This is a genomic window from Candidatus Thiothrix phosphatis (assembly GCF_035668035.1).
Lineage (GTDB): Bacteria > Pseudomonadota > Gammaproteobacteria > Thiotrichales > Thiotrichaceae > Thiothrix > Thiothrix phosphatis.
This window is the reverse complement of record NZ_JAYMYJ010000012.1, coordinates 82,537-103,262: the sequence shown is the minus strand read 5'-3', so window position 1 is coordinate 103,262 and position 20,726 is coordinate 82,537. Positions and strand designations below refer to the sequence as shown.

Annotated in this window: 16 protein-coding genes; 10 read left to right on the top strand and 6 right to left on the bottom strand. The window is 56.6% G+C overall.

The genetic code is table 11. The features are described 5' to 3' along the window. Positions 1-32: 32 nt before the first annotated feature. A complete protein-coding gene (locus VSS37_RS01500) occupies positions 33-920 on the bottom strand; it encodes a carbon-nitrogen hydrolase (protein WP_324692835.1) in 888 nt (295 codons plus the stop codon). Beyond that, entirely contained in the window at positions 917-1,960 is a 1,044-nt protein-coding gene (locus tag VSS37_RS01495; RefSeq protein WP_324692834.1) for an agmatine deiminase family protein, read from the bottom strand. Before VSS37_RS01495 ends, VSS37_RS01500 begins: the two co-directional genes overlap by 4 nt. A gap of 112 nt (positions 1,961-2,072) precedes the next feature. Here VSS37_RS01495 and VSS37_RS01490 point away from each other — a divergent pair, with 112 nt between their 5' ends. The 9 genes from VSS37_RS01490 (at position 2,073) to VSS37_RS01450 (ending at position 13,704) form a co-directional block, all read left to right on the top strand. Then, the gene (locus VSS37_RS01490) at positions 2,073-2,651 is read left to right on the top strand and encodes a 2-thiouracil desulfurase family protein (RefSeq protein ID WP_324692833.1); all 579 of its coding nucleotides are present in this window, start codon (positions 2,073-2,075) and stop codon (positions 2,649-2,651) included. Positions 2,652-2,983: 332 nt separating this feature from the next. After that, the gene (gene odhB / locus VSS37_RS01485) at positions 2,984-4,183 is read left to right on the top strand and encodes a 2-oxoglutarate dehydrogenase complex dihydrolipoyllysine-residue succinyltransferase (protein WP_324692832.1); all 1,200 of its coding nucleotides are present in this window, start codon (positions 2,984-2,986) and stop codon (positions 4,181-4,183) included. 11 nt (positions 4,184-4,194) lie between these two features. Continuing rightward, positions 4,195-5,631 (top strand): dihydrolipoyl dehydrogenase, encoded by a 1,437-nt coding sequence (gene lpdA, locus VSS37_RS01480; protein WP_324692831.1) that lies wholly within the window; start codon positions 4,195-4,197, stop codon positions 5,629-5,631. Between the two features lie 113 nt (positions 5,632-5,744). Next, positions 5,745-6,914 carry an ADP-forming succinate--CoA ligase subunit beta gene (gene sucC, locus VSS37_RS01475; protein WP_324692830.1) on the top strand — a complete coding sequence of 390 codons (1,170 nt, stop codon included), beginning with the start codon at positions 5,745-5,747 and terminating at the stop codon, positions 6,912-6,914. Then, the gene (sucD, locus tag VSS37_RS01470) at positions 6,911-7,783 is read left to right on the top strand and encodes a succinate--CoA ligase subunit alpha (RefSeq protein WP_324692829.1); all 873 of its coding nucleotides are present in this window, start codon (positions 6,911-6,913) and stop codon (positions 7,781-7,783) included. The genes sucC and sucD overlap by 4 nt, the downstream gene beginning before the upstream one ends. Before the next feature lie 63 nt (positions 7,784-7,846). After that, entirely contained in the window at positions 7,847-9,151 is a 1,305-nt protein-coding gene (locus tag VSS37_RS01465; RefSeq protein ID WP_324692828.1) for a citrate synthase, read from the top strand. A gap of 87 nt (positions 9,152-9,238) precedes the next feature. Further along, positions 9,239-11,842 carry a bifunctional aconitate hydratase 2/2-methylisocitrate dehydratase gene (acnB, locus tag VSS37_RS01460; RefSeq protein WP_324692826.1) on the top strand — a complete coding sequence of 868 codons (2,604 nt, stop codon included), beginning with the start codon at positions 9,239-9,241 and terminating at the stop codon, positions 11,840-11,842. 325 nt (positions 11,843-12,167) lie between these two features. Next, positions 12,168-12,812 carry an SH3 domain-containing protein gene (locus tag VSS37_RS01455; protein ID WP_324692825.1) on the top strand — a complete coding sequence of 215 codons (645 nt, stop codon included), beginning with the start codon at positions 12,168-12,170 and terminating at the stop codon, positions 12,810-12,812. Between the two features lie 88 nt (positions 12,813-12,900). Beyond that, positions 12,901-13,704 (top strand): hypothetical protein, encoded by an 804-nt coding sequence (locus tag VSS37_RS01450; RefSeq protein WP_324692824.1) that lies wholly within the window; start codon positions 12,901-12,903, stop codon positions 13,702-13,704. Between the two features lie 75 nt (positions 13,705-13,779). Here VSS37_RS01450 and VSS37_RS01445 read toward each other — a convergent pair whose 3' ends face one another. Genes VSS37_RS01445 through VSS37_RS01430 form a run of 4 tightly spaced genes read right to left on the bottom strand, consistent with a single transcriptional unit; the run spans position 13,780 to position 19,694 of the window. Further along, entirely contained in the window at positions 13,780-14,733 is a 954-nt protein-coding gene (locus VSS37_RS01445; RefSeq protein ID WP_324692823.1) for an alpha/beta hydrolase, read from the bottom strand. Then, positions 14,717-17,056 (bottom strand): DUF3141 domain-containing protein, encoded by a 2,340-nt coding sequence (locus VSS37_RS01440; RefSeq protein WP_324692822.1) that lies wholly within the window; start codon positions 17,054-17,056, stop codon positions 14,717-14,719. Before VSS37_RS01440 ends, VSS37_RS01445 begins: the two co-directional genes overlap by 17 nt. A gap of 17 nt (positions 17,057-17,073) precedes the next feature. Continuing rightward, a complete protein-coding gene (locus tag VSS37_RS01435) occupies positions 17,074-18,288 on the bottom strand; it encodes an acetate/propionate family kinase (protein WP_324692821.1) in 1,215 nt (404 codons plus the stop codon). A gap of 5 nt (positions 18,289-18,293) precedes the next feature. After that, positions 18,294-19,694: a bifunctional enoyl-CoA hydratase/phosphate acetyltransferase gene (locus VSS37_RS01430; protein ID WP_324692820.1), complete on the bottom strand. Its 1,401-nt coding sequence runs from the start codon at positions 19,692-19,694 to the stop codon at positions 18,294-18,296. Positions 19,695-20,006: 312 nt separating this feature from the next. Here VSS37_RS01430 and VSS37_RS01425 point away from each other — a divergent pair, with 312 nt between their 5' ends. Beyond that, positions 20,007-20,645 (top strand): Tll0287-like domain-containing protein, encoded by a 639-nt coding sequence (locus VSS37_RS01425; protein WP_324692819.1) that lies wholly within the window; start codon positions 20,007-20,009, stop codon positions 20,643-20,645. Positions 20,646-20,726: the final 81 nt, after the last annotated feature.

The window sequence follows — 20,726 nt, the reverse complement described above, 5'->3', positions numbered from 1 at the left end:
GGAAGAAATTTTTTGAATTGTGATGTTGCGGATCAGTCCCGATAACGGCGGGTCAGTTCCTGATAGGCGTCAATCCGGCGGTCACGCAGATAAGGCCACCAACGGCGCACTTGCTCAGTGCGGTTCAGATCCAACTCCATCACCAGTTCAGTTTCACTGGTGGTGTCTGCCTGCGCCAGCAATTCGCCTTGCCAGCCAATAATCATGCTGCTGCCCCAGAATTGGCTGCCCGCCGTTTGCCCGCTGGGGTCGCCTTCAAAGCCGATGCGGTTGGCGCTCAATACCGGGATATTGTTGGCGACAGCATGTGAACGCTGGATCGTGACCCATGCCTCGCGCTGGCGAGCCTGTTCTTCGGTGTTGTCTTGTGGGTTCCAGCCGATGGCGGTGGGGTAAAGCAGCAGTTCTGCGCCTGCTAGTGCCATCAGGCGGGCTGCTTCCGGATACCATTGGTCCCAGCAGACCAGCACGCCCAAAGTTGCGAGGCTGGTTTTGATGGGGGTGAAGCCCAGGTCGCCGGGGGTGAAATAAAATTTTTCGTAATAACCGGGGTCATCAGGAATGTGCATCTTGCGGTATTTGCCCGCGATGCTGCCGTCCGTATCCAGCACCACGGCGGTATTGTGGTAAAGGCCAGCCGCACGTTTTTCAAACAGGGAACAGACGATCACAATGCCGAGTTCCGCCGCCAGCTTGCCCAGCGTGTCCGTGCTGGGGCCGGGAATGGTTTCCGCCAGGTCAAAGAAATCGGTGCTTTCCACTTGGCAGAAATACAGGCCGGTGTGCAGTTCCTGCAACATCACCAGTTGCGCGCCTTGGGCGGCGGCGCGGCGGATGCCTACAATGCTTTTGTCCAGGTTGCTTTGGTAATTGTCGGAATTGCTGTGCTGGACGACGGCGACGGTCAGTTTGCGGCTCATGCGCTTACGGCCTCCTGGGGAATCTGCATGGTAATACAATGGAGGCTGCCATTCTGCGCAATCAGGGCGCGGCAATCAATCGGCACGATTTCATGGCGGGGAAACGCCGCCTGCATTTGTGCAATGGCGATTGCATCAGCCGTTTCGTCGGCATAAACCGGCAGCAACACGGCGCCGTTGATGATCAGGAAGTTGACGTAACTGGCGGGCAGCCGCCGGTCACCGTCGTAAATGGCGGCAGGTAACGGGATAGGGAGCAATTGGTAGGGGGCACCATTGGCCTGCCGTAAAGCCCTGAGTTCCGCCTCCATTGCCTGTAAGGGGAGATAGTGGGCGTCCGCCGGATCAGCGCAACTCATATAGACGACCGTCTGCGGGTCGGCGAAACGCGCCAGCGTGTCAATGTGGGCGTCCGTGTCGTCGCCTTCCAGATGGCCGTTCGCCAGCCACAGGACACGCTCCACGCCCAAGGCCGTGCGCAGCCGGGTTTCGATGGCGCTTTTGTCCAACGAAGGGTTGCGGTTGGGGTTGAGCAGGCAGATTTCCGTTGTCAGCAGTGTCCCCTGCCCATCGGTTTCCAGGCTGCCGCCTTCCATCACCAGTGGGTGTGTTTCCAGCATATTGCCCGCCAGCAAGGGCAGTGCGGCCAGTTGTGCATTGATGGCGTTGTCCAGGTTGGCTGCAAATTTGCCGCCCCAGGCATTGAAGGTGAAATCCAGCAACAACGGTCTGCCGTCTTGCATGACGGTGATGAAGCCGAAATCACGCGCCCAGGTGTCGTTATAGGGAATGCGCATAAAATGTACGTTTTTCGCCTTCCAACTTGCAGATTGAGACAAGACCTGTTCAATATGCATTTGGTGTCCCGCATCGTGGCAGAGCAGCAACACGTTTTCACGCTGGCTGATGGCGCTGACAATTTGCGTATAGCAGGTTTCCGCCGCCTCCAGGTTATCGGCCCAATCGGTGTCCGGGTGTGGCCAAGCCAGCAATACTCCCCATTGCGGATGCCATTCGGCGACAAATTCGCGTGTATTCATCACTGCTCGCTGCGTCAAACAAAGCGGCGATTATACAAAGCGGCCGGAGCTCTGGCATCTGGAATCTGTTGACTTTCCGGCGCGTTGACTAACCTGGGTGGAACAAGCCTGCATGATGTGTCCGGGCCGTACTATAACCATTGGCGTCAGCAGTTGTCTGCTGGGTCAGGCAGTCCGCTACGATGGCGGACACAAGCATGAGCGTTGCATTACCGAAACGCTGGGTAGGTATTTCGCGTTCGCGCCATTCTGTCCGGAAATGGGGGCGGGGTTGGGTGCGCCGCGTCCCGCCATGCATCTGGTCAGGCAGGCAGGGGAAATACGCGCTGTGGTCAGCAAACAGCCTGATATTGATCATACCGAGGCATTGGCAGGCTTTTTCGATGCAATCAGGGCCCGTTTGCAGGCAGTGGATGGCTATATCCTGAAAAGCAATTCCCCCAGTTGCGGGATGAAACAGGTCAAGGTTTACATTCCAGGTCAGGAGCAGCTTCCGCCGACGCTGGATGGCGCGGGCGTTTTCGCCAGCCGTCTGCAAGCGGCGTTTCCCCTGTTGCCGATTGCAGAGGAGGTGCATCTGCGCAATCCTGCATTACGGGCAAGTTTCGTGGCGCGTGTGTTTGCCCACCACTGCCGACGGCGGTTGCAGGCTGAAAAAATGTCCCCTGTTGTTGAAGCCTCCCCCGATTGAATGTGGGGAATTATGTCGCCGTACTGGAATCCAGCCATAATGCGCGAATGGCCTGCGTCAGCAACGCTTGTGCTGGTGGTCATATCTTTCCGCCAGTTGCAAGTGTTGGTTTTGAACAACTGGGCCGTGCGTCACAGGGGCAATAAATGTTAGCGGCAGGCGTGGCGATTCTGCTGCTGCATTGGCGTGAAAACCACAAATATGTCGACAATACAAGGGTTTTTCGTTTGACCTTGCGTGTAAAGGCTCCTATAATGTCGACAATTTCGCAAACCACCAAAAACGCATTTTGCGGATGCTTCCAGACAAAATACCAATGAGGATGTGTATAGATGAGCAGTGAGATTTTGACGCCGGTGCTGCCGGAGTCTGTCGCCGATGCTACCGTGGTTGCATGGAGCAAGAAACCCGGTGACGCCGTCAAGCAGGATGAAGTTCTGGTTGAAATTGAAACCGACAAAGTAGTGCTGGAAGTGCCTGCCCCGGTGGACGGCGTGCTGACTGAAATCTTGCAAGATGCTGGCGCAACTGTCACCAGCGGCCAATTGCTGGGCCGTCTTGAAGCTGGCGCTGTCGCCGCCAAACCTGCTGAAGAAACTGCTCCCGCCCCTCAAGCTGAAACACCTGCCGCGTCTGTGGCAGAAGCCCAAACAGCGCCTGCCGTGCGCAAAATGATGGCTGAAAATGATCTTGCTGCCAGCGATGTGCAAGGTTCTGGCAAACAGGGCCGCATCCTGAAAGAAGATGTACAGGCAGCCGTCGCCAAACCAGCAGCCCCAGCGCCTGTCGCTGCTGCACCGGCTCCGGCTGTCGCAGTCGCCGCATCCGGTTCCCGCATGGAACAGCGTGTGCCAATGACCCGCTTGCGCGCCCGTATCGCCGAGCGTCTGCTGCACGCAAAATCTTCCACCGCCATGCTGACCACCTTCAACGAAATCGACATGAAGCCGTTGATGGATATGCGCAATGAATACAAGGACACTTTCGAGAAAAAGCACAAGGCGAAACTGGGTTTCATGTCCCTGTTCGTCAAGGCAGCAGCGGTGGCACTGCAACGTTTCCCTGAAATCAATGCCTCCATCGACGGCAATGATATTGTTTACCACGGCTACTGCGATGTCGGTATCGCCGTTTCATCTGATCGCGGACTGGTCGTTCCGATCCTGCGCAATGCTGAGAATATGGGTCTGGCTGACATTGAATCCGGTATCGCCGGTTATGCAGCCAAGGCGCGTGAAGGCAAGCTGGATATGAACGATCTGTCCGGTGGCACGTTCACCATAACCAACGGGGGCGTTTTTGGGTCGTTGCTATCAACCCCAATCTTAAACCCTCCTCAAAGCGCGATCCTGGGGATGCACTCGATCCAGAAGCGCCCTGTCGTTGTTAATGATCAGATCGTTATTCGCCCAATGATGTATGTGGCCTTGTCTTACGACCATCGCATTGTTGATGGCCAAGGCGCTGTCACCTTCCTGAAAACCATCAAGGAATTGGTTGAAAATCCGGTTCGCTTGGTTCTGGATGTGTGAGGGGGCGCGCCATGTCTGAAAAGTATGATGTCATTGTGATCGGGGGCGGCCCTGGCGGTTATGTGGCGGCGATCCGTTGCGCCCAACTTGGGTTGAAAACTGCTTGTGTGGAAGAGTGGATCAACAAGCAACAAAAGCCAGCCCTGGGCGGCACCTGTCTGAATGTTGGTTGTATCCCTTCCAAAGCGTTGTTGGAAAGCTCCGAGCGCTACGAAGAAATTGCCAAACACAATGCTGGCCACGGCATTACGGTTGATGGGTTGCAGATAGATGTGGCGAAGATGATCGCCCGCAAGGATAAAATCGTCCAGCAACTGACTGGTGGTATTGCCCAGTTGTTCCAGGCCAACGGCATCACTTGGTTGCAAGGCCGGGGCAAGCTGCTGGCAGGCAAGCAGGTGGAAGTGACTGCGCATGACAAAGCGGTTTCCACGATAAGCGCTGACAATATTATTATTGCCGTTGGTTCTGTGCCGATTGAACTGCCAATCGCCAAATGGCTGGATGAACGTATCGTTGATTCCGCTGGCGCGTTGGATTGGGAAACGGTTCCAGCCAGGCTGGGTGTGATTGGTGCTGGCGTAATTGGTTTGGAAATGGGCAGCGTCTGGCGCCGCCTGGGTTCCGAAGTGGTGGTGTTGGAAGCGATGGATGATTTCCTCGCCGCTGCTGACCGCGATGTCGCCAAATCCGCGCAGATGCAATTCAAGAAGCAGGGGTTGGATATTCGCCTTTCTTCCAAGGTTGCTAAAGTTGAAGCGACTGATGCAGGCGTCGTCGTTACCTATAACGATGCCAAGGGTGAGCAAACGCTGACAGTTGACCGTCTGATTGTGGCGGTAGGCCGCAAGCCCAATACGGCGGGCGCATTGGCGGCTGATTCTGGGGTTCAGTTGGATGAGCGTGGCCGTGTAGTGGTCGACAGCCACCTGCAAACCGGCGTGCCGGGTGTTTACGCCATCGGTGACTGCATCATTGGCCCAATGTTGGCGCATAAAGCCTCAGAAGAGGGCGTTTTGGTTGCCGAACAGATAACAGGCCAAAAACCACACATCAATTACGACGCCATTCCCTGGGTCATTTACACTCACCCTGAGATCGCTTGGGCAGGCAAAACCGAGGCAGACCTGAAAGCCGCCGGTGTCGAATACAATGTGGGCAGTTTCCCGTTTGCTGCCAATGGCCGTGCCAAGGCGATGGATCAGGCGGATGGCTTGGTGAAGGTGCTGGCGGATGCCAAGACCGACCGCATCCTGGGTGTCCATTTCGTTGGTCCGCTGGCTTCCGAACTGGTTGGTCAGGCCGTGATTGCGCTGGAAACCGAGTGTTCAGCAGAAGACCTGATGCGTATGACCTTTGCGCATCCAACTGTCTCTGAAGCCATTCACGAAGCCGTGCTGGCGGTGGATGGGCGCGCCCTGCATGCCGTTGGCAAGAAGCGTAAGTAAGTAAAATCAGCAAGATATACGCTCAACGCCACGGTCTGCCGCCGGTAGATACGTGGCGTTTGTGCGAATATACCCCGTATTTTTTGCGGTGAACCCAAAAAGGAAGATCGAGGATGAACCTACACGAATACCAAGCCAAAGCCGTATTCAGCCAATACGGAATGCCGACGCCAAATGGCAAGGTCGCATCAACAGCGGCTGAAGCCGAAGCTGCTGCGGCCTCATTAAGCACACCTAAAGTTGTTGTCAAAGCACAAGTCCATGCCGGTGGGCGGGGCAAAGCAGGCGGCGTGAAATTGGTCAGCAGCCCTGCGGAAGCCGCAGAGGTTGCAGCGGGTCTGCTGGGCAAAAACCTGGTGACTTATCAAACCGACAAAAACGGCCAGCCGATCAATACGGTGTTGATTGAAGAAACCTGCAATATCGCCCGTGAGCTGTATCTTGGCGCAGTCCTTGACCGCTCCAGCCGCCGCGTCGTCATCATGGCCTCCACCGAAGGCGGCATGGAAATCGAAAAAGTCGCCCATGAAACGCCAGAAAAAATTCTCAAGACTGCCATTGACCCATTGGTTGGCGTCATGCCTTATCAGGGGCGGGAACTGGCGTTTGGCCTGGGCCTTTCTGGCGACCAGATCAAGCAGTTTACTGGCCTGCTGATCGGTCTGGGCAAGCTGTTCAAGGAAAAAGACCTGTCTTTGGTTGAGATCAACCCATTGGTGGTGACAGCCGAAGGCAATTTGCTGTGCCTGGATGGCAAGGTCAACGTTGACAGCAATGCGCTGTACCGCCAGCCTGATCTGGTTGCGATGCGTGACAAGTCGCAGGAAGATGCGCGTGAAATTGAAGCATCCGAATGGGATCTGAACTACGTGGCGTTGGAAGGCAATATCGGTTGCATGGTCAACGGTGCTGGTCTGGCGATGGCGACGATGGACATCATCAAGCTGTCCGGCGGGCAGCCTGCCAACTTCCTCGATGTCGGTGGCACGGCGACGGCTGAACGCGTGGCGGCGGCTTTCAAAATCATTCTTTCCGATTCCAACGTCAAGGGCATCCTGGTCAATATCTTCGGTGGCATTGTCCGTTGCGACCTGATTGCGGAAGGCATCATCAAGGCTGTACAGGAAGTCAATGTTGGCGTTCCGGTTGTTGTCCGCCTGGAAGGCAATAATGCCGAAAAGGGTTTGGAATTGCTGGATCAGAGTGGGTTGGCGGTGATTACCGCGAATGATTTGGGCGATGCTGCCCGTAAGGTTGTTGCTGCCGTAGGAGAAGCCGCATGAGCGTTTTGATCAATAAAGACACCAAAGTCATCTGCCAGGGCTTCACTGGCAAGCAAGGCACCTTCCATTCCGAACAGGCGATCGCCTACGGCACCAAAATGGTTGGTGGCATCACGCCTGGTAAGGGCGGCTCCACCCATCTGGGTTTGCCGGTGTTCAACACAGTGGGTGACGCCGTTAAGGAAACCGGCGCTGATGCCAGCGTGATCTACGTTCCGGCACCATTCTGCAAGGATTCCATCATCGAAGCGGCCAATGCAGGCATCCAGCTGATTGTATGCATCACTGAAGGCATCCCCGCGCTCGATATGCTGGAGGCCAAAATGGTGGTCGACAGCCTTGGCGTTCGCCTGATCGGGCCAAACTGTCCGGGCATCATCACGCCGGGTGAATGCAAAATCGGCATCATGCCGGGGCATATCCATAAGCCAGGCAGCGTCGGCATCGTTTCCCGTTCCGGCACCCTGACTTATGAAGCGGTCAAACAAACCGGCCCGTGGGGGCAGAGCACTTGTATTGGCATTGGCGGCGACCCGATTCCAGGCACCAGCTTCATTGATGCGCTGACCCTGTTTGAGGCCGACCCGCAAACCAAAGTCATCCTGATGTGTGGTGAAATCGGCGGCTCCGCTGAAGAAGAGGCCGCTGCGTTCATCAAAGCGAATGTCAGCAAGCCGGTTGTTTCCTACATCGCAGGCGTTACCGCGCCGAAAGGCAAGCGCATGGGGCATGCTGGTGCAATTATTGCAGGCGGTAAAGGCACTGCGGATGAGAAATTTGCAGCATTGGAAGCAGCAGGTGTCATTACGGTGCGCTCACCAGCCGAGCTTGGTCAGGGCGTCGCCGCTGCGTTTGCAAAACTCGCCTGAGGGCGGTTTTGCTGTCGCCAGGATTCCTGATTTTCTTTTTGATTTTTGCGTTGGAGCGCCCTCATGACCAAACAGACTGTAACCATTACTGATAACGCAACAGGCAAGCAGGTAGAGTTGGATGTCCTGAACCCGACCGTCGGGCCCAAGGCCATCGACATCCGCAAGCTGTACAAGGAGCTGGGCTATTTCACCTATGACCCAGGCTTTCTGGCGACGGCCAGTTGCTCCAGTCAGATTACCTATCTGGACGGGGACGAGGGCACTTTGCTCTACCGTGGTTATCCGATTGAACAGCTGGCGGAGCATAGCACCTTTCTGGAAGTCTGCTATCTGCTGCTGAATGGCAACCTGCCTACCGTGGCGGAGATGGCGGAGTTTGAGCACATCATTACCCGGCATACACTGCTGCACGATCAGGTGCAGGGTTTCTACCGTGGTTTCCGTCGTGACGCACACCCGATGGCGACCATGGTGGGTGTGGTCGGGGCGCTGTCCGCGTTCTACCACGATGACCTGAACATCCACGACCCTGAACAGCGCAAGCGTTCGGCCCATCGCCTGATCGCCAAGATGCCGACCATTGCGGCGTGGAGTTACCGTTACTCCATGGGCTTGCCGTTCAACTACCCGCAAAACCGCCTGAAGTATGCGGAAGACTTCCTGCACCTGATGTTTGCCGTGCCAACCGAGCCGTATGCGGTTGACCCGCTGATGGCGCGTGCACTGGATGTGATCATGATCCTGCACGCTGACCATGAGCAGAATGCATCTACCTCCACCGTGCGTCTGGCTGGCTCTTCTGAAGCCAACCCGTTTGCAGCGGTGGCGGCGGGCATCGCGTCCCTGTGGGGCCCCGCACATGGTGGGGCCAATGAGGCGGTCATCAATATGCTGCGGGAAATTGAGAAATCCGGCCAGCCGTTGTCGCATTGGGTTGCGCGCGCCAAAGACAAGAACGACCGTTTCCGTCTGATGGGCTTCGGGCATCGTGTGTACAAAAACTACGACCCACGTGCCAAGATCATCCGTGAACTGGCCAACCAGATTCTGGATCGCCTGCCGCCCGGCAACCCGAACCAGAAACTGTTCGACATTGCGCGTGAACTGGAGCAGGTCGCCCTGAGCGACGATTACTTCAAGGAACGTAATCTGTACCCGAACGTGGACTTCTACTCCGGCGTCATTTTCCTGAGTATGGGCATCCCAGTCAGTATGTTTACGGTCATGTTCGCGTTGGCGCGCACCATCGGCTGGATTTCGCAGTGGAATGAAATGATGAGCGACGAGGAGTCCCGTATTGGGCGTCCGCGCCAGTTGTATACCGGCGCGGAGCGCCGCATCTATGTGCCGATGGATCAGCGCTGATCCCCAAGCCGGGCTTGGACAACAAATGAATAAAGGGTAAATACCCCCGGTATTTACCCTCGCTGTTTTTCTTTGAGGAGATCGATAATGTTGCAAGAATATCGCAAACACGTTGAAGAACGCGCTGCCCAGGGTGTCCCACCCAAACCACTGGATGCAGCACAGACTGCCGCGCTGGTTGATCTGCTAAAAAATCCGCCTGCCGGTGAAGAAGCTTTTCTGGTTGACCTGCTGGAAAATCGCGTGCCTGCCGGTGTGGATGAAGCCGCTTATGTCAAGGCGGGTTTTCTGGCCGCCATCGCCAAGGGTGAAGTCAGTTGCGCGTTGGTAAGCCAGGCGCGCGCCGTGGAGCTGCTGGGCATGATGCTGGGCGGTTACAACGTGCAACCGCTGATTGCTGCGCTGGATAATGCCGCTACTGCGGATATCGCTGCCAAGGCACTGTCCAGCACGCTGCTGATGTTCGACGCTTTCCATGATGTTGAGGAAAAAGCCAAGGCGGGCAATGCCGCCGCGAAAAAGGTCATGGAATCCTGGGCTGCCGGTGAATGGTTCACTTCAAAACCGGAAGTGGCCAAGAAAATTACCGTTACCGTTTTCAAGGTTCCGGGCGAAACCAATACGGATGACCTGTCTCCGGCACCGGATGCCTGGTCACGCCCCGATATCCCATTGCACGCCAACGCCATGCTGAAAATGCCGCGTGATGGCATTGAGCCGATTGAACCGGGTTCTGTTGGCCCACTAAAGCAGATCGAAGCCGTCAAGGCCAAAGGTTTCCCGGTCGCCTACGTGGGTGACGTGGTAGGTACGGGGTCTTCCCGCAAATCCGCCACCAACTCTGTGCTGTGGTTCTTTGGTGATGACATGCCGGGGATTCCGAACAAGCGCGCAGGTGGTTACTGCTTCGGTGGCAAGATTGCGCCAATCTTCTTCAACACCATGGAAGACGCAGGCGCACTGCCGATCGAAATGGACGTTTCCCAAATGAACATGGGCGACGTGGTTGATGTTTATCCTTACGAAGGCATCGCCAAACGTCACGGTACGGACGAAGTCATCGCTGAATTCAGCCTGAAAACCCAGGTGCTGCTGGACGAAGCGCGCGCCGGTGGCCGTATCAATCTGATCATCGGTCGTGGCCTGACCAACAAGGCGCGTGAAGCGCTGGGGTTGGGTGCATCTGACCTGTTCCGCTCTCCGGAGCAGCCTGCTGACACTGGCAAAGGCTACACGCTGGCGCAGAAAATGGTTGGTAAGGCTTGTGGCCTGCCGGGTGTGCGCCCAGGCATGTACTGTGAACCGAAAATGACCACTGTCGGTTCCCAGGACACCACTGGCCCGATGACCCGTGATGAGCTGAAAGATCTGGCTTGCCTCGGCTTCTCCGCCGATCTGGTCATGCAGTCTTTCTGCCACACCGCAGCTTACCCCAAGCCAGTTGATGTAACCACTCACCACACCCTGCCGGATTTCATCATGACCCGTGGTGGCGTATCGCTGCGCCCTGGCGACGGCGTTATCCACTCTTGGCTGAACCGCATGCTGCTGCCGGATACCGTGGGCACCGGCGGTGACTCCCACACCCGTTTCCCGATCGGCGTTTCCTTCCCGGCAGGTTCCGGTCTGGTTGCGTTCGCGGCGGCCACTGGTGTGATGCCGCTGGATATGCCGGAATCCGTACTGGTGCGTTTCTCTGGCAAAATGCAGCCGGGCATCACCCTGCGTGACCTCGTTCATGCCATTCCACACAAGGCGATCCAGATGGGTCTGCTGACGGTGGAAAAGAAAGGCAAGAAAAACGTGTTCAACGGCACAGTGCTGGAAATCGAAGGTCTGGATCACCTGACCGTCGAACAGGCGTTTGAGCTGTCTGACGCTTCTGCCGAACGCTCCGCCGCCGGTTGCACCGTAGCACTGTCGGAAGCTTCCGTGGCTGAATACCTGCGTTCCAACATCGTCATGCTGAAATGGATGATTGCGGAAGGCTACGGCGACGCCCGCACCCTGGAGCGCCGCATTGGCAAAATGGAAGCTTGGCTGGCCAACCCAAGTCTGATGCGCGCTGATGCTGACGCCGAATACGCGGCGGTGATCGAAATCAATATGGATGAGATCAAGGAGCCGATCCTGTGCGCGCCAAATGACCCGGACGATGCGCGCCTGTTGTCTGAAGTCGCTGGCCGCAAGATCGACGAAGTGTTCATTGGCTCCTGCATGACCAACATCGGCCATTTCCGCGCTGCGGGCAAGTTGCTGGATGCCGCCAACAAGCAGATCCCTACCCGTATGTGGATTGCGCCGCCAACCAAGATGGACGCTTCCCAGTTGAGCGACGAAGGTTACTACAACATCTATGGCCGCGCGGGCGCACGCATGGAAATGCCGGGCTGCTCGCTGTGCATGGGCAACCAGGCGCGGATCCAGGAAGGTTCCACGGCGGTTTCCACCTCCACCCGTAACTTCCCGAACCGTTTGGGCACCAACACCGATGTGTTCCTGGCGTCTGCTGAACTGGCTTCTGTTGCGGCGGTCATGGGCAAATTGCCAACGGTTGCAGAGTACATGGCGTATGCAAACAAAATCGACAGCATGGCCAGCGATGTGTACCGTTACCTGAACTTTGACAAGATGGAAAACTACCAGAACGCGGCGGCGAAAGTCGGTGATATTCCAGTAGTGGCTATGTAATTAGTCAACCCTTCTTCCTGTGAATGGAAAAGCCCCGCGTGCCGGGGTTTTTTCTTGTCCGTTGGTTTTGTCCATGAGAAATGGCATGTGCAGCCGTTGAATTTTCATTGCCAAAGATCGACGAAAATTGTAGCCTATCCAACGTGGCTATGGACAGGGATGGCGTATGCCTCCTACTTGTTAATTTATTATTTTTAAAATAATTTTTCTGGGGCTATGGGAAAGGGTATGTCTGTGCCAAGCAAACGTTCTCAAGATGTTCAATGCACTGCACTGGTGCGATAAGCTGTTCTTTTGTGAAATGAGCCAGATCAGGGGGTTTAGTATGCTGATCCGCACGTTATTGGTTGCAAGCTGTTTGGGCGTGGCACTGACTTTTTCTGCCATGACTGAGGCTGCGCCGCTTATGCCGGTGGATGAAGCCACCAAGCAGCCAGATTTTTTCACCTTCCGCGCCCAGCTGCAAACCGCCATCGCCAAGCGTGACAAAGCTGCATTATTGGCGGCCGTCAACAAAAACATCCAGAACACCTTTGGCGATGACAATGGCATCGACAATTTTAAAAAGCTCTGGAAAATTGACCAGCCCAACAGCCCTGTGTGGGAAACGCTTGGGACAGTGCTGGCGTTGGGGGGTGGTTTCCAGAAAGACCACAGTTTCCAGGCACCTTACATTTCTTCCCATTGGCCTAACCTGGATGGGTTTGAAAATGTGGCCATCATTGGCGACAAGGTCAATGTGCGCAAAGCCCCCAAGCAGACGAGCGAGGTCTTGCAAACCCTCAGCTATGAAGTGGTTCCGCTGGCTGGCCCGGGCAATGGCGATGCGCAATGGGTGGCCATCAAACTGCCCAATGGCAAGAAAGGTTATGTTTCCCGCAACTATACGCGTAGTCCGGTTGACTACCGCGCGTTTTTTGCCAAAGTCGATGGGCGCTGGCAAATGACTGTGCTGGTTGCCGGTGATTAACCAGCGGCTTACGGGCAGTGAACGCGGCAGCGACTCAACAGTCTACTAATTAAGATCTATTAACCAAGAACAAAGGGAGTCGATATTGATGAAAACACTGAAAACTTTGATGGCGGCGATAATGCTGGCGGCAACGTTGCCGGGGCAGGCGACAAACGCCTATGCGCAAGATTGGCGCAAGGATGCAGAAGGCCGCGAGGTTGATTGCCTGCTGCAAGTCAAAGGTAAGACTTATCTCAAGGGAACCTGTATGTACGATGCTGACCAGGATGGTTCTTTCCGCCTGTTTGGCGACAAGTATTTTGTCTACCTAAATATGCTGGAGAAGGGGGTGGCGAGCGCTTCCTGGAACGAAAGCCCGAAAAGTTCCCACGCTCAAGCGCCATTGGGTGAGGACTTCAAACAGGATGGCGCTTGTTGGGTTGGCAAGCGGGCCAAAATCTGCGCCACGGACAAAGCGGATAAAAAAGAGGGCAAGGATGAAAGCCAGAAAGATGTAGACCAAAAAGATGCGGCCCAACAAGATACAGGTCAAAAAGATGCAGCCCAAAAGGACGCAGGCCAACCTTCCCGCATCAAGTTCGACAAGGGGGCGTCCACTGCGGTGGTGACCGGCAAGCTGGCGGATTTTGATGGCGAACAGACCTACCTGATCGAAGTGGGCAAAGGCCAAACCATGACCGTGGAGCAGCTCAATAAATACAGCAATGGGCAGATTTCCATCTACGTCACTGATCCTCAGGGCGGGGATGCCAATGATCTGGACGCCTCCTGCCATGGCAAAGCGACCGTCACCCCCACAATGGCAGGCGACTACAAGATTCAGGTGATGGAATGCAAAAAAGCCGACCCATGGAAGGGCAAGTTTGCCTTCAAAGTGACGGTAAAGTAAGCGTTTATTGCTGATCGATTTTCATAGGACGCACAGAAAACAAGGCGGCGGCACAGGGCTGTCCGCCTTGACAGGTCAGGCTGCTTGACTGCAAAAATCACGCACTTGCTGGTAAAGCCGTGCGCATTCCTGCGGAACCAAATCCTCAAGGTTCAAAAAGGTATGGATCATGCCTGCAAAGTCTTGATGTTCACAGACAATCCCCCCGGCAGTCAGCCGCTCTGCGTAAGCAATACCCTCATCATGCAGCGGGCAATAGCCTGCGGTGACAATTAGCGTTTTGGGGTACTGCGGCGTAATGGGCATGAACAGAGGGGAAATGGCGTAGCGGTTTTCGGCTTGTTGCAGATAGCAGTCAAACAGCCACAGGATGCGCTCCCGTTCCAGCAGATACCCATCCCCATTGCTGGTTATTGATGGTGACGAAAGGGTGTAGTCCAGGCTGGGATAAATCAGCAACTGACGTTCAATGCTGACGCTAGGCTCAAATTGGCAGAGGTGTGCAACAGTGGCGCTCAAAGCGCCGCCGCCGCTGTCCCCTGCCAGAGTCAGGCGCGGCAGGTGGCGTAGCCCATGCGTATCCAGCAAAGGATACACACCTTTGACGGTTGCCATCACATCCAGCAGTGCAGCCGGGTAGGGGCATTCCGGTGCCAGCCGGTAGTCAACTGAAACCAACACATGCCGCATCGCCAGGGCCAGTTTGCGGGCGATCGGGTCATACAGGCTGGCGCTGCCTGCAACATGGCCACCACCGTGCACAAACACCGCAACCGGCAGGGCTTCTGTCGGCTGCGGGTGATAGATGCGCACCGGAACCAGATACGCCGCACCCGGAACCAGATCGTCCAGCACCAGCGGCATCTCTGGCACCGCCGTGACATGCTGCCGGGTCAAAACATCCAACCCCTCGCGGACATTGGTTGGCGTGCGGTGGTAATGCGTCCGTACTTTTTTGCCCTGGTTAAGCGCATCCAGCCACTTAACCAGAGCAGGCGGCATCGGCTCGTGATTAATACTGTTCGACAACTTTGCGTTGCTCCTTTTTCTCCTTCGGTTTTGCCTCGCCGCTTCCCAGCAGGGCGGTCAGTTTGTTCATCATATCATGTGTTTCTTGGCTCATTTCTTCTTCAGGGCCGGCAATATCCCAACAGATGGCCAGCGCCCGCTGGCGCTCATCCGCTGTCTGGATCAGTTTCGGCAGCGCTTGCATGGCTTCTTCCGGCTCAAAACCGACAATCAGGGATTCGCGGTAAATCAGGCGGGTGCGTTGTTTGGGTTTCATACTGGCGAAGGGCTCGATCGCCTCCAGCATTTGGTTGGAACGTTCCAGACGCGAACGGCGGACTTCCTTGCGGGAATGCGCCAGGAAGATCAGCATGCGGATCACACCGGCGGCAAAACCACCTTCCCCGATGCGGTCCAGCGCATCCTGCACTTGGGTAAGCGCCCGCAAATCCTCTTGCGGCGCATCGCTGACGCGGCGGGACATCCGTTCACCCAGCGCCTCCACCGGCGGTGCGCCCCAGAGCAGGTGGAAATTCATTTCGATCGCGTAGTTCTGCATGTCGCGCATGCCATCCCACCACTGGGTCACCACATCGGCACCCAGTTGCTCCATGCGCCGGAACGGGTTGCCGTCATCGGCGGGGCGACGTTCCGCCTTTACCTTTTCCGCCATGGCAGGCAGGGATTGCATCAGTGGATTACGGTCGCTCTGCGCCAGACGTTGCACGCGCATTGGGCTCATTTGCGCCAGGGCTTGGGCGCTGTGTTGATTACTGATGCTGTTGACTACGGGTTTCACCGCCAGATCGTACATTTCCGTACCGAGTTCAGAGAAACGGGCGACGGTGGCGAACGGACGATCGGAATCATCACCGCCGCATTCGGCCATCACTTCTGGAATGGTGCGTTCCTGGAAGGCGACGGTAAACTGCTTGCTCACCCCTTCACCGACCTGATCCGTGATCACCATTTCATAAAGCCCCGGTGCCAGCGCTTCAATGGCTTTCAGGGTGGAGACGATTTCATTGTGCTGCTTTTTGGCGATGGAAGAGGACACGAAAATTCCCAAATGCCCCACGTTCTCATGCAGGGTGTAGAGAATCCGTTGGCCACGGGTCTTGATTTCCTCGGCATCCTTGTAGGTGTCCTGAATCCAGCCCAGCGCCTGTTGCGGCGGGGTGATATTGTCGCCGTGGGAGGCAAAGATAATGATCGGCGAATTGATGTTGCGCAAATCCACATGGGTGCGTTCATCCAGGCTGGCTTTGCCGCGCGCCAGCCGGTTGCCGACGAACAGGTTTTCCACGATCCAGGTGATTTCATCCTTGCTCATGTAGTAGAAGCTGCCCCACCAACGCTCGAAACCGACGAAACGCGGCGCTTCGCTGTCGACCTTGTCCCACAGGTCGTAGTATTTGCGCCACCAAGTGTTGCTTGGGCTTAAGCGTTCGAAGTTGAACACCAGATTGGAACCGTCGAACAAGCCATTACCCAGGTCACTGAGCAAGTGTACTGAAGTGGCTCCACCGACCAGGCCGCCAAGATAACGCATCGGGTTGTTGCCTTTCTGCCCGGCCCAGTAGGACAGCGGCGCGCCATTGGCGACCACCGGCCCAGTGATGTCGGGGTTGGTGGCGGCCAGCAGCATGGCTGCCCAGCCGCCCTGGCAGTTGCCGATAATGATGGGTTTGGGCGAGTCCGGGTGCTGGCGGCGCACTTCGCGCACGAAATACGCCTCCGCCGCACAAACGTCAGCCAGGGTTTGGCCTTCCGCAGGCAAGCGGGTGAAGGTCACGAAATAGGTGGGATGACCCTGGTGGATGGCGGCTCCGACCTCGCTTTCATGCTTGAAGCCGCCGATGCCGGAACCGTGCCCGGCGCGTGGGTCGATGATGATGTAAGGTCGGCCGTTCTGCCGCACGTTGACGCCTTCGGGCGGCACAATGCGCACCAGCGAATAATTGACCGGGCGTTGCAACTGGCTGCCGTCAACCACCATTTCATAATCCCAGCTCAGGACAGTTTTGTTGGAGCCTTCCTCGTGCTCGACAAAGGCGTTGCCCCGCTGGCGCAAGGCGTCCGCAAACAGTACGGCGCGTTGGGAAGCATCGACCGAATAATCGCTCCACTGCTGGGCCAGCGCAGGATTCAGCATGGCGGTCGCCAGCTTGTTCCAGGCTGTCAGGTTATGTTGCCAGTTCTGCTGGAGGGTTTCCTGGGCGCGGCTTGTATGCGCCTTGAAAATGGTTTCCAAATCCTTGGCGTAATTCTGATAGGCATTGAATGAGGCTTTGCCTTCCGCAGCGGACTGCTGGGGTTCGGCATCCTTGAACATATTCCACATGATTTTTCTCCTTGGAGTCAGGCAGTCTGCTGGTTTGGGTGGCCGGTTTGGGTCGCCAGAACGCGCAGGGTATGCCTGGCAATCATCTTTTCTTCATCGGTGGGAATGACCCAGACGGAAGGGCCGGCGCCTTCATGGGAAATGCGCGGGCGGCCTGTTTGGTTGGCGGCTTCATCCAGGCTGACACCCAGCCAGCCTGCATCCAGACAGACGCGGCGGCGGACTTCGGCATCGTTTTCACCGACACCGGCCGTGAACACCAGTGCATCCAGACCGCCCAGCGAGGCGGTCAGTGAACCCAGAATCTGGCTGACGCGGTATACGAAGTAATCGATGGCGGCGGCGGCGCGTGGGTCTTCACTGGTATGCAAGGCGCGCAGGTCGTTGCTGACGCCGGACAACCCCAGCAGGCCGGATTGTTTGTAGAGCAGAGCCTCCAGTTCCTCCAGACCCATCTTGTCTTCCCGCATCAGGAACAGCAGCACTCCGGGGTCCAGCACACCGCAACGGGTGCCCATCGGCACGCCATCCAGCGCGGAAAAGCTCATGGTGGTGTCGATGCTTTTACCGTTGCGAATGGCGGTCATGCTGCAACCGCTGCCCAGATGCGCCACGACGACGCGCCCTTTGGCAGTGGCTGGGGCGATTTCCCGCAGCCGTTCGATAATGTATTCATAAGACAGCCCGTGAAAACCGTAGCGGCGCACGCCCCGCTCAAACAACGGGTAAGGCAGGGCGAAGCATTCGGTCACGGCTTCGCGCCCTTGGTGGAAGGCAGTATCGAAGCAGGCTACCTGCGGCAGGCCTGGGTGCTGTATGGCCACCGCACGGATGGCCGCCAGATTGTTGGGCTGATGCAGTGGCACCAGCGGGATGAGTCGGGTCAGCTCGCCCATCACGCCGGTGTCGATCAGCACCGGCTGTGCGTAGGTTTCGCCGCCATGCGCGACCCGGTGGCCGACCGCGAGGATCTCCCGGCCACTGGCGGCGTCTTCCAACCAGCTCCAGATTTGGTCGAAAGCGCGCGCGTGACCCTGACCGTGGGCGACCGCTTCCCAGTAACTTTCGGATAAAACCTTGCCGTCGGGGGACTTGGCGATGAAATGCGGCCGTGTGCCGATGCCTTCGACCTGGCCTTTGGCCATCAGCTCCAGTTCGCCTTCCAGGGTTTCATAGACAGCGAATTTGATGCTGGACGAACCGGCATTCAGGGTGAGAATCAGTTTGTTCATCACAGTTACCCCGCATGCAGGCCTTGGCGAATGGCGTGGGCGTGCAAGACGGCGATGGCTGCTGAAGCATGACGGGTGCGCACGCTGTCAGCGCGTGAGGTCAGGATGATCGGCACCCTGGCGCCCAGCACGATCCCGGCCGCTTCGGCATTGGCCAGGAAGATCAGTTGCTTGGCAAGGATATTGCCTGCTTCCAGGTCGGGGGCGATCAGCACATCAGCATTGCCTGCCACCACGGAATCGATCTTTTTGATTTTGGCGGCTTCCAGGCTGATGGCGTTATCCATGGCCAGCGGGCCGTCCAGAATCCCGCCGGTGATCTGGCCACGGTCAGCCATTTTGCACAGGGCGGCGGCGTCGAGGGTGGACTGGATTTTGGGGCGGATGGTTTCCACCGCAGAAAGGATGGCGACTTTAGGGCGCTCCACCCCGACTGTGCGCGCCAGATCGATGGCGTTCTGGCAGATGTCGCGTTTGGCTTCCAGATCAGGCGCGATATTGACGGCGACATCCGAAATCAGCAGCAGTTTGGGGTAGGTGGGGACGTCCATCACGAACACATGGCTGATGCGCCGTTCGGTGCGGATGCCGGTTGTTTTATTGACGACAGCGCCCAACACTTCATCGGTATGCAGGCTGCCTTTCATCAGGATTTCGGCTTTGCCTTCGCGCACCAGCTCCACCGCTTTGCTGGCAGCGGCATGGCTGTGCTCGGCGTTGACAAAGCTGGCACCGCTCAGGTCGATGTTTTCGGCTTCCGCTACTGCACGGATTTTATGTTCCGGCCCGACCAGGATCGGCTGGATGAATTGATCCCGCGCCGCGTCCATCGCACCTTTGAGGGATACCAGATCACAGGGGTGAACAACCGCCGTTGGCACCGGCTCCAGTGGTGCGACCGAGTCAAACAGCGCCTTGAAGCTGTCATGATGCAGGACAGAAATTTCCGGCATTTCGGTACGTTGTACACGGATGCGCTCGGTCGGGGCGACAACCTCCGCCATGCCGTCCATGACCAGTTCCCGGTACTGATTGGTGACTTCGCACTCAAACAGGACGACACCACCATCCCGTTTTTCGCGCACTTTGACACGTGCTTTCAGCACATCGCCCAGATGCACGGGGCGGTGGAAACGGGATTCCTGCCCACGGTAAAGGGTGCCAGGCCCCGGCAGGACATTGGCCAGCAGGCTGGAAACCAGCCCTGTCGCCCACAGGCTATGGCCGACGATGCCTTTGGCACCACTGCGGATGGCGTATTCTTCGTCAACGTGGGTGGGGTTTAGATCGCCGGAAACCTTGCTGAACAGGGCAATGTCATCCCGTGTAAGGGTGCGCTGCAACTCTGCGGTTTGGTCTGGCTGGATCTCGTCAAAAACGCGGTTTTCAATGAATTCCTGCGTCATTAGGTATGACCTCTTTATTAAGCTGGGTGAACCAAGCCAATAGCCTTCAGGTATTGGAACACCTGAAAAGCGATTGGTTTATTGCTGCAGCACAACAGATGCTATGCCTGTTTTGTTTCGTCCTGATGAACGCTAGATGAATGTTCTTTCCAGCCATGTGCAGCAGGTTTCACCAATACCCATCCGGGCGGGGATGGCACAAGCCTTCAGGCAGGGGCAATGGGCTGATTTTTTTTGACATATTCCAATGCAGGCCCCATCATCTTCTGACAGTTTTCTGGGCTAACTTTAGAAAAGTAAGAAGGATTGATAATGAAAAAGCATATCGTGATGATTAGTCTCGCAGCCTTGCTGGCCGCCTGTGGTGGCGAAGACAAGCAGGCTGAAGCTCCACAAACAGGCCAAAAGGCTGTTGCCACCGTGGCGCAAACTACCCCAGCAGCTCCCCCAACGGACAAAGCCGCGCTAACCGAAGCAGCCAAAGCGGCTGTACATGTTTTTGGCGGCACACTCAAGGGCGAATTGGAAACGGCGATGATGGCGGGTGGTCCGGTTGAGGCATTGAATATCTGCCATACCCGGGCTCCCGAAATCGCCAAAACCGTTTCTGCCGAAAAAGGCATGCAGGTCAGCCGCGTCAGCCTGAAAAGCCGCAACTCGGCAACGGGTGCGCCCAACGAATGGGAAACCCAGGTGCTGAATGACTTCGAGACCCGCAAGGCGGCAGGTGAAGATCCGGCGGCACTGGTTTATTCCGATGTAGTGGACAACGAATTCCGTTTTATGAAAGCTATTCCCACGGGGGCGCTTTGCTTGAAGTGCCATGGGACTGACATCAGTCCGGCGGTTACGGCCAAATTGAACGAGTTGTATCCTGATGACAAAGCGACCGGATTTAAGGAAGGCGACCTGCGTGGCGCGTTTGTTGTCGTGAAAAATCTCGCGCCTTGACACGGGCTACTTGCCATACCCTCTCCTTAGACTTAGGCTTGGTTCTGCACGACTGAACACTGTAAATATTTCGAAGGCAGG